Genomic DNA, 16,353 nt, shown 5'->3' on the forward strand with positions numbered 1-16,353 from the left:
CATGAAAGTTAAAATTCACCGGTCGCATTCCCCGAACACGATGTCCATCGCACCGAGGATCGCGGTGGTATCGGCGAGCATGTGGCCGCGGCTCATGAAGTCCATCGCCTGAAGATGGCTGAACGCGGTCGGGCGGATCTTGCAGCGGTACGGCTTGTTGGTGCCGTCGCTGACCAGATAGACGCCGAACTCGCCCTTGGGGCTTTCCGTCGCGACATACACTTCGCCCGCGGGCACGTGATAGCCCTCGGTGTAGAGCTTGAAGTGATGGATCAGCGCTTCCATCGATTGCTTCATCTCGCCGCGCTTGGGCGGCACCACCTTTCGATCGAGGCTGGCGATCGGGCCCTCGGGCATCTCCGCCAGACACTGTTTCATGATCCGCGCCGACTGGCGGACCTCCTCGACGCGCACCATGAAGCGGTCGTAGCAATCGCCGCGCGTGCCGACCGGCACCTCGAAATCCATCCGCGCGTAGACGTCGTACGGCTGTTGCTTGCGCAGATCCCACGGAATGCCCGCGGCGCGGATCATCGGACCCGAGAAGCCCCAGCGCAGCGCATCGTCGCGCGAGACGATACCGATATCGACGTTGCGCTGCTTGAAGATGCGGTTGTCCGCGACGAGGCTGATCGCATCCTCGAACAACACCGGCAGGCGGTTGTCGAGCCAGTCGGCGATGTCGGTCAGCAGCTTGAGCGGCACGTCCTGGTGGACGCCGCCGACGCGGAAGTAATTGGCGTGCATCCGCGCGCCCGACGCCCGCTCGTAGAAGCCCATCAGGTCTTCGCGCAGCTCGAACAGCCACAGGTTCGGCGTCATCGCGCCGACGTCCATCACGTGGCTGCCCAGGTTGAGCATGTGGTTCATGATGCGCGTCAGTTCGGCGAAGAACACGCGCAGATACTGCGCCCGCAGCGGCACTTCGAGGTCGAGCAGCTTCTCGATCGCGAGCACGAACGTGTGCTCCATGCACATCGGCGAGCAGTAATCGAGCCGATCGAAATACGGGATCGCCTGCTGATACGTCTTGTACTCGATCAGCTTCTCGGTGCCGCGATGCAGCAACCCGACGTGCGGGTCGATCCGATCGACGATCTCGCCGTCGAGCTCCATCACCAGCCGGAGCACGCCGTGCGCCGCGGGATGCTGCGGCCCGAAGTTGATCGTATAGTTCTGGATCGCGACCTCGTCGGCGGTCGGGCGGCCGTCCGCGTCGATGTGCGCGATGCGCTCGACCGCAGGGTCGATCCGATCGTTCAGCACGTTATCGGTCATCACCGTGTCGGTCACTGGTTCTGTCCTCCCTTGCCGGGAACGACATCGGGATCGGCAGGCTTGGGTGTGCCCTCCGGATGCGACTTCCCGGCGCCGGTCTCGGCGGTGCTCTTCGCGTCGGCCTTGGCATAAGGCTCGCTCGACGCGGCGGGCGCCTTCGCCTTGCTCTCGCTGGCGTCCGCCTTCTGGATCTGGTCGGCGGTGACGGGGGTCTGCGCGCCCTTCTGCTGCGGCAGCGCGCCCTTCTCGTCACCCGGCAGGACGTATTCGGCGCCGTCCCATGGGCTGGTGAAATCGAAGGTGCGGAAGTCCTGCGCGAGCGAGACGGGCTCGTACATCACGCGCTTGGCTTCCTCGGAATAGCGCATCTCGACGTGGCCGGTGAGCGGGAAGTCCTTGCGGAACGGATGGCCGCGAAAGCCATAGTCGGTGAGGATTCGGCGCAGATCGCGGTTGCCCGCGAACAGCACGCCGAACATGTCGTACACCTCGCGCTCGAGCCACCCTGCGACCGGCCACAGATCGGTCACCGACGATACCGGCGTATCCTCGCTCGCCGCGACATGGACGTGCAGCCGGTGGTTACGCGTCACCGACAACAGGCAGTAAACGACCTCGAACCGCTCGGGACGCGAGGGATAGTCGACCCCGGCAATCTCCATCAGCTGCTGGTATTCGAGCCCTGGCGTGTCACGCAGCGCGCTCAGCGCGGGCACCAGATGGTCGCGATGAACGTGCAGCTGCACCTCCCCAACCTTAGCGAACGCGTCGACCAGCCCCGCGGGGATCGCGGCGCGCGCCGCATCGATCGTCGCGTCGTTAAGGTCGGCGGCGAAAGCGGGAGCGGGCGCCCTCAACGCTCAATGCTCCCCGAGCGGCGGATCTTACGCTGCAGCTGCATGATGCCGTAGAGCAGTGCCTCCGCGGTCGGCGGGCAGCCGGGCACGTAGATGTCGACCGGCACGATCCGGTCGCAGCCGCGCACGACGCTGTAGCTGTAATGATAATAGCCGCCGCCGTTGGCGCACGAGCCCATCGAGATAACGTATTTGGGCTCGGACATCTGATCGTACACGCGGCGCAGCGCGGGCGCCATCTTGTTGCACAGCGTGCCCGCGACGATCATCACGTCCGACTGGCGCGGCGAGGCGCGCGGCGCGGCGCCGAACCGCTCCAGATCGTAGCGCGGCATATTGACGTGGATCATTTCCACCGCGCAGCAGGCGAGCCCGAACGTCATCCACCACAGCGAGCCGGTGCGCGCCCACTGGAACAGTTCCTCGGTCGAGGTGACGAGGAAGCCCTTGTCGGTCAGCTCGCCATTCAGATCGTTGAAGAAGCCCTGGTCGGGCGCGATCACGCTCGACGCGCTCGCGTCGCGCGGCAGCTCGACGGGGCCGGACGTCGGCAGGCCGGAATTAATGGGGCCGGAGTTCATGGTCATTCCCAATCCAACGCGCCCTTCTTCCAGGCATAGGCCAGGCCGAGCGCGAGTTCACCGATGAAGATCATCATGCTGATCCAGGCCGTCCAGCCGAGTTCGAACACGCTTACCGCCCAAGGATATAGGAACGCGGCCTCGAGATCGAAGATGATGAACAGGATCGCAACCAGATAAAATCGCACGTCAAATTGCGCGCGGCTGTCCTCGAACGCGGGGAAACCGCACTCGTATTCGGACAGCTTCTCCACCGTCGGCTTGTGCGCGCCCGTCAGCCGCGCGACTGCCATCGGCAGGAACACGAAGGTGCCCGACAGCAGCAGCGCGACGCCCAGGAACATCAGGATCGGCAGATATTGCGACAGATCGACCATGGGCGCTCTCGGGTTTCTCGCAGGTGCGAACGGATGGGGGGCGCTTTAGGCTCCGAGCGTCATGACGGCAAGGCGCAGGAGGGTTGAGAATCATTCGCAGACATGCGGGGTGGCCGTCACGACAGAGGTGCGCTAGCAACATTCATGGTCGTATCGCCTGAAACTGGATTGCGTTACGTTGAGAGGGCCGCGGTCGAGCGAACCGCCGCCGCACCCTCCCTTGAACGAACCTGTCGCTGGGCGGCGGTGAATAGCGGCACAGGCAATCTTTCCGGCCTCTCGACGGTCGCGCAGCAACTCGCCGACGCCTTCTCCACCCTCCCCGGCGACGTGCGGCTTGTGCCGCCGGCACCGGCGGAGCGCGTGCGGGAGGACGGCACGGTCGTGGCGCTCGATCACGGCCACCATCTCCACCTGTCGGTGCGTCCCCAAGCAACGCGGCGGCTGCTGCTGACCGGGCACATGGATACCGTCTACCCGGTCGATCACCCGTTCCAAACGATCACCGATCGCGGTGACGGGACGATCAACGGCCCTGGCGTCGCTGACATGAAGGGCGGACTTGCCGTCATGCTCGCCGCGCTTGAAGCGGTTGAGGCGGCGGGCAGCGCGATCGGCTATGACGTCGTCATCAATTCGGACGAGGAGACGGGCTCCTTCTCCTCGTCCGCACTGATCGAGCAAGCGGCGCGAGGGAAGCTCGCCGCGCTGACGTACGAGCCCGCGCTTCCTGACGGCACGCTCGCCGGCGCGCGTAGCGGCACGGGCAATTTCTCGATCGTCGTCAGGGGGCGCGCTGCCCATGCGGGACGCAACCCGGAAAACGGCCGCAACGCAGTCACGGCCGCCGCCGCGCTGACAATTATGCTCGAGCAGGCAAAGGGCCCGCGGCTCGCGGTCAACCCGGCGCGGATCGATGGCGGCGGACCGAACAACGTGGTGCCCGACCTCGCGGTATTGCGCGTCAACTTCCGTCCGAAGGATGCCGCCGAGATCGCCCGCGCACGTGCGGCGATCGATGCCGCCGTCGCCGAGATCGCGGCAACGCGCGACGTGCGGATCGCGGTGCACGGCGGGTTCAATCGTCCGCCCAAGCCGATCGATCCCGGCGCCGCGCGCCTGTTCGAGACGGTCCGCGTTGCGGGGGCGGACCTCGGCCTCGCAATCGCGTGGCGCGACACCGGCGGCGTGTGCGACGGCAACAACATCGCCGCCGCTGGCACCCCGGTGATCGACACGATGGGCGTGCGCGGCGGCGCGATCCACTCGTCGGACGAATTCCTGATCGTCGACAGCCTCGCCGAGCGCGCCGCGCTGTCAGCGATCACCATCCTGCGGCTGGCGGAGAACGGTTTGTGACGGCCCCGAACACATTCGTCGTACGCGCTGCGCGCGACGAGGATCTCGCGCACCTCTACGAGATGGCAAAGCTGACCGGGGGCGGGTTCACCAATCTTCCGCCCGACCGCCGCGCGTTGAAGGCGAAGCTCGATCGCAGCCACGCCGCCTTCGCGCGTGACACCGACAGCGTCGAGGACGAATTGTTCGTCCTCATCCTGGAGAACCTCGCGACGGGCGAGGTGCGCGGCACCTGCCAGATCTTCACCCAGGTCGGTCAGCGCCACCCCTTCTACAGCTATCGCATCAGCACGCTGACGCAGCACAGCAGCGCTCTCGACCGCACCTTCCGCGCGGAGATGCTGTCGCTGACCACCGATCTCGAAGGGTCGAGCGAGGTCGGTGGGCTGTTCCTTCATCCTGGTGAGCGCGCGGGCGGGCTTGGGCTGCTGCTGGCGCGCAGCCGGTACTTGTTCATCAAGGCGCACCGCGCGCGCTTCGGCGAGCGGATCCTCGCCGAATTGCGCGGCGTGATCGACGAGGCTGGTGGCTCGCCGTTCTGGGACGGGCTCGCCGGGCGATTCTTCGGCATGAACTTCCAGGATGCCGACGCCTTCAACGCCATTCACGGCCACCAGTTCATCGCCGATCTGATGCCCAAGCACCCGATCTATACCGCGATGCTGTCGGACAGTGCGCGCGCCGCGATCGGCCTCCCCCACCCCTCAGGGCGCGCGGCGATGCGGATGCTGGAGAACGAGGGGTTCGCGTTCGAGAAATACGTCGACATCTTCGACGGCGGGCCGACGATGACGGCGCGGATCGATCAGGTGCGCACCGTCCGCGACGCGCGCGCACGGCGGATCGTCGCGCTCGACCGTGACGGCGGCGGCGAGGCGCTGGTTGCGCACGGCAGCCTGCCCGATTTTCGCTGCGCCTACGGCACCGTCCGCGAGGTCGGCGACGAGACGATCGTCCTCGATCCGGGCTGCGCCGCGCTGATCGGCGCCACGGAGGATGCCGCGGTCCTGCACATTCCCAGACTGTGAAGGGGTTCGGCCAGTAAATGCAGGAGGGATTGGCGTGATCCGCGAGATCAACTTCGACGGCATCATCGGGCCGAGCCACAATTACGCCGGGCTCAGCCCCGGCAATCTGGCGGCGACGCACAATGCCGGCGCGACCGCCCGTCCGCGCGCGGCGGCGCTGCAGGGGATCGCGAAGATGCGCGCGAACCTCGCGCTCGGGTTGGTCCAGGGCATCCTGCCGCCGCATGCGCGCCCCGACGATCGCTGGCTCGCGGCGCTGCATACCAACTATGCCGCTGCGCCGGCGCACCTTAAGGCGCGGAGCTTCTCCGCCTCGCCGATGTGGGCGGCCAATGCGGCGACGGTCTCGCCGGCGCCCGATACGGCGGACGGCCGCTGCCACCTTACCGTCGCGAACCTCGTGACGATGCCGCATCGCAGCCACGAATGGCCTGAAACGCTCGCGCAGCTCCGCCTTGCCTTCGCGCATCCGGGCTTCGCGGTGCATCCGCCCGTCCTCGCGCCGTTCGGCGACGAGGGGGCAGCGAACCACATGCGCCTCGCCGCGTCGCACGATGCGCCTGGCATCGAGATCTTCGTATACGGCGAGAGCGGCGGGCGCTTCCCCGCGCGGCAGCATCGCGAAGCCTGCGAGGCGGTAGCGCGCGCGCACCGGCTCGATCCCGCACACGTGCTGTTCGTCGAGCAATCGCCCGAGGCGATCGCCGCGGGTGCGTTCCACAACGATGTTGTCGCGGTCGCGAACGAGCGGACGCTGTTCGCCCACGAACAGGCTTTTGCGGATCGTGACGGCTTATACGCGGCGCTGCGCGCGCGGATGCCGGCGGTGGAGATCGTCGAGGTTCCGGCGGTGCGCGTCAGCCTCGAGAACGCGATCCGCTCCTATCTGTTCAACGCGCAGCTCGTCACCGCCGCGTCGGGCGCGCAGACGCTGATCGTCCCCGCCGAAGCGCGCGCGAACGCCGCCGTCTGGTCGTGGCTGCAGGATCATCTGTGCGGCAACGGGCCGATCCGCGCGGTCGAGGTGGTCGACGTGCGCGAATCGATGGCGAACGGCGGCGGCCCGGCGTGTCTGCGGCTGCGCGTCGCCTGCGACCCCGCGCTGGTCGATCCGCGCTTCCTGGTCGACAATGGGAGGCTCGACGCCATCGCTGCCGTGATCGAGGCGCATTGGCCCGAGCGAATCGAGGCGGGCGCGATCGGCGATGCGGCGCTGATTGATCAGGTCGTCACCGCGCGGCGCGCACTGCTTACCGCGCTCGATCTTGTCGAGTTAATTGACAGGTAACCATGAATGGTAACGCCGGAATGGCGCAAATCCGCCGTTGGCGCGGGATTTGCGTAAGTTCCGGCATGTTCGATCGTATCGCCCGGCTGTTCACCATCACCACCAAGTTCGAAGCCTTCATGGTGATCTACGGGCTCGGGCTCGGCGCGACCGAGCGGGGAGCGCACTATCTTCGCGATTATCCCGGCGTCGGCGGTTGGATGCTGTTCGCCGTCTGCCCCGTCGCCGTTTTCATGGCGGGCGCGCGGATCCTCGAGTCGGTCGAGCGCAACGGTCAGTAGCCGAATGACGAAGCTCAACCGTCGTTCGACGAAAGAGGCTTGATACGATGTAACATCCTGCTTACCCGGCACATGTTCCTGCCGGAGATATCGATGCTTCTTCTCACCGCCAATCTTGCCGCACTGACGCTGGCAGCGAGCGCCGCGACCGCCGCCGCAGACGACGCCGCCCCCGACGTCGATCGCCCCGTCGGACGCGACATCATCATCACCGCGCCGGTGCGGCAGAGTGAGCGTGACGTCCTGCAGGGCACGTCGGTGCTCGATGGCGAAAAGCTGGATCGTGAGCTGCGCCCGACGATCGGCGAAACGCTCGCGCGGCTGCCCGGCGTCTCGGCGACATCGTTCGGCCCGGGTGCCTCGCGCCCGGTGCTGCGCGGCTTCCAGGGCGACCGGGTGCGCGTGCTGACCGACGGGATCGGCTCGTTCGACGCCGCGAACAGCTCGGTCGATCACGCAGTGGTGATCGACCCGCTCCTCGCCGACCGCGTCGAGGTGCTACGTGGCCCGGTAGCGCTGCTGTACGGATCGTCGGCGGTCGGCGGCGTCGTCAACGTCCTCGACGCGCGCATTCCGCGCACCGTCCCGGCGGAAGGATACCGGCTCAACGCGATCGCCGGCTACGGCTCGGCCGCGGACCAGCGGAACGTCGCCGGCTCGGCCGACGTGGCGGTGGGGCCGCAATTCGTCGTCAACGTCAACGGATCGTATCTCAAGGCGGACGATCTGCGCATCGGCGGGCGCGTCCTGTCGCGCCGCGCGCGCGAGGCGGCGCTGGCCGCGGGTGTGGAGGCCGGCGACCAGGCGGGCGTAGAGGAGCCGATCGACTACGTCGGCCCGACGCGGCTGCGCGGCCGGCTGCCCAACAGCGCGATCGAGACGTGGAACGCCGGGATCGGCGGCGCGCTGATCACCGACGGCGGATCGCTCGGCGTCGCCTACAGCCACTATGACAGCCTGTACGGCATCCCGCTGCGCTACGCGACGACGGTCGGCCAGGAGGTCGAGGCGCCGCGGATCGACGTCGCGCAGGACCGCGTCGATCTGCGCGGCGAGGTGAAGACCGGCGGCGGCTTCCTCGACGCGATCCGGCTGCGGCTCGGCCATGCCGACTATCGCCACTACGAGCTGGAACCCGACGGCGAGATCGGCACGACGTTCCTCAACAAGGGCACCGAGGGTCGGCTCGAGCTGGTGCAGACCGACAAGGGCGGCTGGTCCGGCGCAAGCGGCGTCCAGTATCTCGATCGCAAGCTGCGCGCGATCGGCGAGGAGGCGTTCCTGCCGCCAGCCGAGACCGAGCAGTTCGGCGTCTTCACGCTGCAACAGCTGACGCTCGGCCGCTTCCGCGCCGAGGGCGGCGCGCGCTACGAGCGGACCGGGCTCGACTCGCGTCCGCCGTTCGGCGACGATCGCTATCCGCGCGCCAAAAAGCGCGTCGACGCCTTCTCCGGGTCGTTGGGCGCCTCCTATGCAATCGGCGAGGAGACGCGCATCGGGCTCAACGCGTCGCGCACCGAGCGCGCGCCATCGGCGGAGGAGCTGTTCTCCAACGGCAATCACGCCGGCACGCAATCGTACGAGCTCGGCAACCCGAATTTCCGCACCGAAAAGAGCTGGGGCCTCGAAGCGACGTTCCACGCGCACTCGGATCGCTTCAGCCTCGACGCATCGGCGTATCACAATTGGTTCGACGATTTCATCTACGAGAGCCAGGTGCCGCAGGGCGTGTGCGAGGCGGCGGCCGGCCCTGACGCGGACGAGATCCTGCCGTGCTTCGCCTATTCGCAGTCGAAGGCGCGCTACTGGGGCTTCGAAGTCGACGCCTCTGCGCGGCTGGCGACGATCGGTGGCTATGCGATCAGCGCCGATGTCGTCGGCGATTACGTGCGCGCGACGATCACCGGGACCGGCCCCGCCCCGCGCATTCCGCCGCTGCGGCTGCTCGGCGGGATCGAGGCGCAGGGGGATCGCGCGACCGGCCGCGTAGAGGTGGAGCGCGTCTTCAAGCAGGATCGCATCGCCGCATTCGAGACGCCGACCGACGGGTTCACGATGGTCAACGCCTCGCTCTCGTTCCGTCCGTTCGCGGACAATCCGCGCACCGCGATCCTGGTGAGCGCCAACAATCTGTTCGACGTCGACGCGCGGCGCCACGCCAGCGTGCTCAAGGATTTTGCGCCGCTCGCCGGGCGCGATATCCGTGTCAGCCTGCGGCTCGCGATCTGATCCTCACCGGTGCAGCAGCGGCAGGATAGACGCATAATCGTCGCTCCAGCCGCTGTAGCCGGGAGAGTGAGCGAGGCTGACCCACCCGGTACCGATGCCGCGCAACTGCCGGATCGCGGCGGGATCGCGTGACAGGGCGATCCAATGCGATATCGACCCTGCCTCCTCGCGCGTCAGGGGACGGTCGACCAGTTGGATCGCGTGCCATCCACCTGCCGCCGCCGCGGCGGCGACCACCGGCGAAAGATCGAGATAGCGGTTCGAGATGTGCACCAGCAACAGCCCCTTGGGCTGGAGCGCGCGGCCGTAATCGGCGAACGCCTCGCGCGTCAGCAGGTGGATCGGCACCGCATCCGACGAGAAGGCATCGAGCGCGAGGAGGTCGAAGGCACCGCGCGGCGCCCGCGCGATCGACAGTCGCGCATCGCCGAGCGTGATCGTCGCGTCGGGCGCGCAGGTGCGGACGAACGAGAACCGCGTCCGGGCCAGGTCGACCATCGTGGGGTCGATCTCGAAGAACGTCCAGCGCTGCCCCGGCCAGGCGTAGCAGGCGAGCGTCCCCGTCCCCAGCCCGACGACGCCAATGCGGCTCTCCGGCCCGTAGAGCGCGGGCGCGAGCGTCATCGCGCGGCCGACCCCCGAGGAGGGCACGTAATAGGTCGTCGGCGTCTGCTCGCGCGCCGGGCTGCCGAGCAGCTGGACGCCATGCAATGTGGTGCCGTGCGCCAGCGTGCGTTTGCTCGCCTGCTCATCGACGCTGTAGACGCCGAAATAGCTGCGCGTGCGGATCGTACCGGCGAGCGAGATTTGGATCGCGGTGATCCCGCCGAACAGCAGCAGCGCGGTGCCGAGCACCATCATGTACGCGCGGCGTTGCCCGACCGTCAGCAATCCGACGATCGCGATCGTGACGAACACGATGCCGGTATGATCCTCGCCGAACAGCGCGTCCGGACCCCAGCGGCGCAGCGCGAGCAGCGCGGCGAGCACGATCGTGACGGCGACGAAGGCCGGTAGCCCACGGCCGCGGTTCCACAATGCGCGGACCGGATGCGCGAGGAACACCTGCGGCACCAGCGCGCCCGCCGCAAGGATCAGGATTGGATATTCCCACGTCCAGTCGAACAGCGCCGGCGCGACGAGCCCGGCGAACAGCCCACCAATCGCACCCCCGACCGACATCGCGAGATAGAAGCCCGTCAACCGCTCGGGCGCGGGGCGCAGCCGGTAGAGCGCGGAGTGCAGCGCGACCGACGCCATGAACAGAAGCACGATCGCCAGTGCGAGCCCGAAGAACGGCTGGACCGAGAAGCCGCCGATCATCACGCCGCCGAACAGCAGGATCGTCACCGGGGCGATGCGCACGATCAGATCGGCGACGCTGCGATCGTCGGCGAAGGCGATCGTGAAGCTGAGCAGATAGACCCCGAGCGGGATGACCCACAGCAGCGGCATCGCGACGATATCGGTCGTGATATAGGTCGATGTCGCGAGCATCAGCCCCGACGGCACGGCGGCGAGCGCGATCCAGTGCGCGACGCGCCATGGCCCGGCGGGGGTGGCAGCGACCCGCGCCGCCGGCTCGCTGGCGGCCGCTGCCGGGCCGCTGCGCGGCAGGCCGGTCGCGATCACCGCGACGAGCGCGACGAGCACCACGTAGCCCGCGCTCCACAGCCAGCGCTGCCCCGCGACGGGCAGCAGCGGCTCGACCGCGAGCGGATAAGCGATCAGCCCGGCGAAGCTGCCGAGATTCGACGCGGCGTAAAGCCGATAAGGATCCTCGTCGGGGCGGGCGGCGGCGAACCAGCGCTGCAACAACGGCGCCTGCGCCGAGACGATCACGAACAACGGGCCGATTGAGGCGGCGAGCAACCAGGGCACCCACCATTCGGGCGCGATCCCTTCCGGCATCGGCCAGGCGAGCACGCCGATCGGCAGCCATAGCATCGCCAGCAAAAGCAGCGCGAGGTGAACGCCCGCCTGCTGCCGGACGGCGAGCCGCCCGAGGCCGTGTGCGTAGCCGTAGCCCGCAAGCAACAGCGCCTGGTACACCAGCATCGCCGAGTTCCACACCGCCGGCGCGCCGCCAATCCGCGGCAGTGCGATCCGCGCCACCATCGGCTGGACGAGGAACAGCAGGAACGATCCGGTCAGGATCGTCGCGACGAACAGCCCGCGGCTCGACCGCGCGATCATTGCGGGCGATCGATGGTATAGTGGACGTGCCGGCGCAGCGGATCGCCTTCGGCGAGCGCGGGATGATCGAAATCGCCGTCGGTGACGCGGCGCATACCCAGTCGGATCATCAGCCCCCAGCTCTGCTCGTTCGCGGCAACGGTGATCGCGTGAACCCGCGCCGTGCCGCGATCCCATGCACGTGCAAGACACGCCGCGGCCGCCTCGCGCGCGTACCCCTGCCCCCAGGCGTCGCGCGCTAGCCGCCAGCCGATTTCCGGCGCGTCGGCGATCGGCGTGCCCGCCGGCCCGGGCTTGATGCCGCAGAAGCCGATGAACGCGCCGTCGGCGCGGCGTTCGAGCGCCCAGAAGCAATCCCCCGCGGCGTCGGCGAGCGCGTTCATCCGGGTGACGGTGGCGGTGCAGGCCGCCACGTCCATCGGCGGGCCAAGGTAGCGCATCACCGCTGCGTCCTGCCCCATCGCGTGGAACGGCACGACATCGGCATCGCGCCACCGCCGGAGCACAAGGCGCGGCGTCTCCATCACAATCGCCTCGGTCACCGACGATCGATCCGATAGGTGACCGTCCGCCGGCGCGGGTCGTCGAGCGCGAACGCCGGGTGATCGAACGTCATCGCCGGATCGTGCCGCATGCCCAGCCGCGCCATCAACGCGCGGCTCTTCGCGTTGCGCTCGGCCGTGATCGCGACGATCGCCGGCTCGTCGCGCGTGGCCCAACCCCAGGCGAGCGTCGCGGCGGCTGCCTCGCGGGCATAGCCCTGCCGCCAGTAATCCGTTGCGAGCATCCATCCGATCTCGAGCATGCCAGCGATCGGCGTGTCGGATGCGCCGGGCTTGAGGCCGCAGAAGCCGATCGCCGCGCCGCCATCGCGCAGTTCGACCACACGGAAGCCGAGCGGCGCGTAGGCGGCATGGCGGGCAAGCGCCGCGTCGCTCTCGGCCGCCGATTTGACTGGGCCTAGATCCGCCATCACTCGCGGGTCCGCCCACATCGCGTGCAGCGCGGCGCGATCACGCGGCTCGGGTACGCGAAGCATCAGCCGCTCCGTCACGATCGGGGCATCGTCGAGTGGCGGCATGATGGACAGACCCGCCGGGTTCACGCGCCCAGCAGACGCGCGGCATGCACCGCATGATAGGTCAGCACCCCCGACGTTCCCGCGCGCTTGAACGCGGTCAGCGTCTCTAACACGATCGCGTCGCGATCCGCCGCGCCGGCCGCGACGGCCGCCTCGATCATCGCATATTCGCCCGACACCTGATACGCGAACACCGGCACCTCGAAGCGCTGCTTCACTCGCGCGACGATATCAAGATACGGCAGCCCTGGCTTCACCATCACGCTGTCCGCCCCCTCGGCCAGGTCGAGCGCGACCTCCCGCAGCGCTTCCTCGGCGTTGCCGTGATCCATCTGATACGTTGCCTTGTCGCCTTTCAGCAGCCCGCGACTGCCAACCGCGTCGCGGAACGGGCCGTAGAAGGCGCTGGCGTACTTGGCGGCATAGGCCATGATCTGGACGTTGGCGTGGCCGTCCGCCTCCAGCGCCGCGCGGATCGTGCCGACGCGCCCGTCCATCATGTCCGATGGCGCGATGATGTCCGCCCCTGCCGCCGCTTGGTTGAGCGATTGGCCGACGAGGATCTCGACCGTGGTGTCGTTGACGACATAGCCCGCCGCATCGACCAACCCGTCGTGTCCGTGCGCGGTATAGGGATCGAGCGCGACATCGGTGAGGATGCCGATATCGGGTACCGCCTCCTTCACCGCGCGGATCGCACGGCATATCAGATTGTCGGGATTGAGCGCCTCACGCCCGTCCTCGCTGCGCAGATGGGCCGGCGTGTTGGGGAAGAAGGCGAGGCACGGAATGCCCAGCGCCTGCGCCTCGCGCGCGCGCGAAACGATGCCGTCGACCGACCAGCGCGACACGCCGGGCAGGCTGGCGATCGGCTCCTCGACGCCCTCACCCTCGGCGATGAACAGCGGCCAGATGAGGTCTGCCGGGGTCAGCGTCGTTTCGCGGTGGAGGCGGCGGCTCCACGCGGCGGACCGGGTGCGGCGTAGGCGTAGCGCGGGGAACGGGGCGTGCATGCGTCCGCCTTGCGCCGCGGCGTTCGCCATCGCAAGCGTTACGGGGGCGAAACTGCCGCTCGCGCGTTTGGCGGGCATGAACGAGATCAAGTCCGCCGCGCTGGTCGTCAACGCCAAGTCCCGCAAGGGACAGAAGCTGTTCAAGCGTGCCTGCGCCCGCATGCGCGACCTGCCCTTTCCGGTGGACGCGCATGCCGTGAAGAACCCCGAGCATCTCGAGCGCACGGTGCGCCGCGCACTGGAGAAGAAGCCCGATCTCGTCATCCTCGGCGGCGGAGACGGGACGATCAGCGGGCTCGTCGACCTGCTCGTCGGGCACGACGTGATCCTCGGCGTGCTGCCGCTCGGCACCGCCAACAGCTTCGCGCGCACGCTGGGCCTGCCGCTCGGCATCGACGGGGCGATCGACGTCTTTCGCACCGGCGTCCCGCGGCGGATCGATCTCGGCATGATCGACGACGATTATTTCGCGAATTGCGCCGCGATGGGCCTCTCGCCGCAGATCGCCGAGACGGTGCCGCACAATCTGAAGAAGGTGTTGGGGCGCGTCGGCTATCTCGGCTGGGCGGGCGTGCAGTTCGCCAAGTTCCGCCCCTTCATGCTCACCGTTGACGATGGGACAGGTGAGCAGCGCATGCGCGTGGTGGAGGTGCGCATCTCGAACGGACCGTATCACGGCGGCACCTGGCTGGTGGACGAGGCGCACGTCGATTCGGGCAAGATCGTCGTCCAGGCGGTGACCGCGCGCTACAAGCGCACCTTGTTCAAGAACTGGTTCACCAGCTTCTTCGGGATGGAGGCGCGGCATCAGGATACGGTGACCTTCACCGGCTGCGATCTGAAGGTCGACACGCGGCCAAGCCTGCCGATCTCGATCGACGGCGAGGTGCTGGCGCATACCCCGATCCGCGCGAAGATCGCCGCCGGGGTGATCCGCGTGATGGTCCCCGCGCCCCCCGAAGCCGCCGCCTAGCTTACCGGCTTCAACTGGCCGGCCGGCTCGATATCCGCGTGGCTGCGTTCCTCGCAGTGATCCTCCGGCACCAGCAGCCCGCCTTCGCGCCAGCCGCCGTAGCGATAATATAGCGCGGCGAGCGCGACGTTCGCCGCCGATCCGACCGGGAAGCTCCACCACAGAGCGTCGGATCCGAGCAGCGGCTGGAGCGCGAACGCGACGCCTAGCCGCACCGGGAACATCGCGATCGTCAGGATCGCGAGCGGACCCCACACCGCGCCGTTCGCGCGCACGACGCCGAACAGCACCATCGTGCCGCCGAACATGATGAACCCCCAGGTGGCGAGCAGGTTAATATGCTGCGCGATCGGCAGCGCCGGGCTGCCGCCGGGAATGAACAGCCCGATGATCGTGGTGTCGAAGAGCAGCACCAGCGCCACCGTTACCCCGGTCAATCCGATGTTGTAGAAAAGGCCGGATCGCGTGATCCGCGCGACGCGATCCCATCGACCCGCGCCGATATTCTGCGCCGCCATCGCCGATACCGCCGCGCCGATCGCCATCGCCGGCATCTGCACATAACCCCACAATTGTTGGACAATGCCGTAGGCGGCGACGGTATCGATGCCATTGCGGTTGACGAGGCCGACCATCGCCAGCGCGCTGGTCGACAGCACCAGCATCTGCGCACCGATCGGCAGCCCCTTGCCAACGATCGTGCGCACCAGCGTGCGTTCGGGCAGGATGTAGCGGATCTCCGCCCCCTTCAGCCGCAGCGGCAAATCGCGCCACGCGATCCAGCCGACCAGCGCGCCGAGCGCGACGATGTTGGCGATCAGCGTCGCGGTGGCAGAGCCCGCGATGCCCATCCGCGGAAACGGCCCCATGCCGGCGATCAGCAGCGGATTCATCCCCGCGTCGATCACCACGGCGAGCCCCATGAACCACAAGGGCGTCACCGAATCGCCCGTGCCACGCAGTCCCATGAACATCAGCACCAGCAGCATCGAGGCCGGCAGCGCGAGAAAGATGACGCGCAGGTAATCGAGCGCCGGGGTGAACGCATCGGCCGGTGTGGCAAGCGCGGTGAGGATCTGCGGCGCGAAGATCCAGCCAAGCGCGCCGACGATCACCGATCCCGCGAGCACGAGGCCGATCGCCGAGCCGAACGCGCGCCGCGCCGCCTCGATGTCGCGCCGCCCCCAGCTCTGCCCGACGATGATCGTCGCCGCCATGCCGAAGCCGAACACCGCGCCGAACATCAGGAACATGATGATGTTGGCGTTCGAGGTCGCCGCCAGCGCCCCTTCGCCCAGAAAGCGCCCGACCCAGATCGCGTTGATCGATCCGTTTGCCGATTGCAGCACGTTCGACGCCAGTGTCGGCAGGGCAAACATCAGCAGCGCCGATCCGATCGGCCCGGTGGTGAGATCGCGCTGGCCGGGGCGCAAATGGGGAACCGGTTCTTCCATCACGCTCCCCTAATCCCCGGCGCCGGCATTGTTCCGGTCGCGATCCACCTTGCGGCACGTGCGCGGGCACGACAAGCCGCAACTGGATCGCGGCGGCAGGCGGGAACGCCGGCGCCGCCCCGGGAGCGCGCGCGCCAGCTTCAGTCGCGCGTTGCGTCGAGCCGTCGCATCGTCGAGGGCCGGCGACACGGCCGCGCCGCCTATCCGGATCGGCTACCGATTGGCGGGACGCCCGCGGCGGCGCACGGACGATACCAATCTGTGCGAAGCTGAACCGGGGCGATGCGCGGCGACGCGCCACCGCGCACATCAGGCGCGATGGTGCAGTTGGCCCGCCATCGTCGTGAAATCGTCGGAA

The 16,353-nt window shown here is 68.1% G+C and carries 15 protein-coding genes; 6 read left to right on the plus strand and 9 right to left on the minus strand.

Going from position 1 to position 16,353, the window contains the following annotated elements; genetic code table 11:
* Nucleotides 1-15: 15 nt before the first annotated feature.
* The 4 genes from B7L05_RS14900 to ndhC are packed head-to-tail and all read right to left on the minus strand — an operon-like array spanning nucleotide 16 to nucleotide 3,093.
* Nucleotides 16-1,293 (minus strand): NADH-quinone oxidoreductase subunit D, encoded by a 1,278-nt coding sequence (locus B7L05_RS14900; protein WP_256926780.1) that lies wholly within the window; start codon nucleotides 1,291-1,293, stop codon nucleotides 16-18.
* Nucleotides 1,290-2,135, minus strand: a complete 846-nt coding sequence (locus tag B7L05_RS14905; protein WP_085811067.1) for an NADH-quinone oxidoreductase subunit C — start codon at nucleotides 2,133-2,135, stop codon at nucleotides 1,290-1,292. The genes B7L05_RS14900 and B7L05_RS14905 overlap by 4 nt, the downstream gene beginning before the upstream one ends.
* Entirely contained in the window at nucleotides 2,132-2,716 is a 585-nt protein-coding gene (locus B7L05_RS14910) for an NADH-quinone oxidoreductase subunit B family protein (protein ID WP_256926781.1), read from the minus strand. The genes B7L05_RS14905 and B7L05_RS14910 overlap by 4 nt, the downstream gene beginning before the upstream one ends.
* Nucleotides 2,717-2,718: 2 nt before the next feature.
* Nucleotides 2,719-3,093 carry an NADH-quinone oxidoreductase subunit A gene (gene ndhC, locus B7L05_RS14915; protein ID WP_085811068.1) on the minus strand — a complete coding sequence of 125 codons (375 nt, stop codon included), beginning with the start codon at nucleotides 3,091-3,093 and terminating at the stop codon, nucleotides 2,719-2,721.
* Between the two features lie 144 nt (nucleotides 3,094-3,237).
* Here ndhC and B7L05_RS14920 point away from each other — a divergent pair, with 144 nt between their 5' ends.
* The 5 genes from B7L05_RS14920 to B7L05_RS14940 all read left to right on the plus strand — a co-directional run bounded on the left by B7L05_RS14920 (nucleotide 3,238) and on the right by B7L05_RS14940 (nucleotide 9,278).
* Nucleotides 3,238-4,452 (plus strand): hydrolase, encoded by a 1,215-nt coding sequence (locus tag B7L05_RS14920; protein ID WP_085811069.1) that lies wholly within the window; start codon nucleotides 3,238-3,240, stop codon nucleotides 4,450-4,452.
* Between the two features lie 62 nt (nucleotides 4,453-4,514).
* Entirely contained in the window at nucleotides 4,515-5,480 is a 966-nt protein-coding gene (locus B7L05_RS14925; protein WP_375601267.1) for an arginine N-succinyltransferase, read from the plus strand.
* A 34-nt stretch (nucleotides 5,481-5,514) separates the two neighbouring features.
* Nucleotides 5,515-6,768, plus strand: a complete 1,254-nt coding sequence (locus B7L05_RS14930) for an N-succinylarginine dihydrolase (RefSeq protein WP_085811071.1) — start codon at nucleotides 5,515-5,517, stop codon at nucleotides 6,766-6,768.
* A gap of 65 nt (nucleotides 6,769-6,833) precedes the next feature.
* Entirely contained in the window at nucleotides 6,834-7,049 is a 216-nt protein-coding gene (locus B7L05_RS14935) for a hypothetical protein (protein WP_085811072.1), read from the plus strand.
* A 93-nt stretch (nucleotides 7,050-7,142) separates the two neighbouring features.
* Entirely contained in the window at nucleotides 7,143-9,278 is a 2,136-nt protein-coding gene (locus tag B7L05_RS14940) for a TonB-dependent receptor domain-containing protein (protein ID WP_085811189.1), read from the plus strand.
* A gap of 3 nt (nucleotides 9,279-9,281) precedes the next feature.
* Here the strand turns inward: B7L05_RS14940 and B7L05_RS14945 are convergent, their stop codons facing one another.
* The 4 genes from B7L05_RS14945 to hemB all read right to left on the minus strand — a co-directional run bounded on the left by B7L05_RS14945 (nucleotide 9,282) and on the right by hemB (nucleotide 13,568).
* Nucleotides 9,282-11,474 (minus strand): fused MFS/spermidine synthase, encoded by a 2,193-nt coding sequence (locus B7L05_RS14945; protein WP_085811073.1) that lies wholly within the window; start codon nucleotides 11,472-11,474, stop codon nucleotides 9,282-9,284.
* Nucleotides 11,471-12,016, minus strand: coding sequence for a GNAT family N-acetyltransferase (locus B7L05_RS14950; protein WP_307718270.1), 546 nt, complete (start codon nucleotides 12,014-12,016; stop codon nucleotides 11,471-11,473). The genes B7L05_RS14945 and B7L05_RS14950 overlap by 4 nt, the downstream gene beginning before the upstream one ends.
* Nucleotides 12,013-12,513, minus strand: a complete 501-nt coding sequence (locus tag B7L05_RS14955; protein ID WP_256926782.1) for a GNAT family N-acetyltransferase — start codon at nucleotides 12,511-12,513, stop codon at nucleotides 12,013-12,015. The genes B7L05_RS14950 and B7L05_RS14955 overlap by 4 nt, the downstream gene beginning before the upstream one ends.
* 62 nt (nucleotides 12,514-12,575) lie before the next feature.
* Complete coding sequence (hemB, locus tag B7L05_RS14960; protein WP_085811190.1) at nucleotides 12,576-13,568, minus strand: porphobilinogen synthase; 993 nt, start codon at nucleotides 13,566-13,568, stop codon at nucleotides 12,576-12,578.
* A gap of 76 nt (nucleotides 13,569-13,644) precedes the next feature.
* Here hemB and B7L05_RS14965 point away from each other — a divergent pair, with 76 nt between their 5' ends.
* Complete coding sequence (locus B7L05_RS14965) at nucleotides 13,645-14,541, plus strand: diacylglycerol kinase family protein (RefSeq protein ID WP_085811192.1); 897 nt, start codon at nucleotides 13,645-13,647, stop codon at nucleotides 14,539-14,541.
* On the opposite strand, the gene B7L05_RS14970 is transcribed toward B7L05_RS14965, so the two are convergent.
* Nucleotides 14,538-15,995 (minus strand): MATE family efflux transporter, encoded by a 1,458-nt coding sequence (locus tag B7L05_RS14970; RefSeq protein WP_085811074.1) that lies wholly within the window; start codon nucleotides 15,993-15,995, stop codon nucleotides 14,538-14,540. The two genes, B7L05_RS14965 and B7L05_RS14970, sit on opposite strands and share 4 nt — an antisense overlap.
* Nucleotides 15,996-16,353 lie beyond the last annotated feature (358 nt).

The sequence above is a fragment of the Sphingomonas sp. TZW2008 genome (assembly GCF_002117915.1).
GTDB lineage: Bacteria > Pseudomonadota > Alphaproteobacteria > Sphingomonadales > Sphingomonadaceae > Sphingomonas.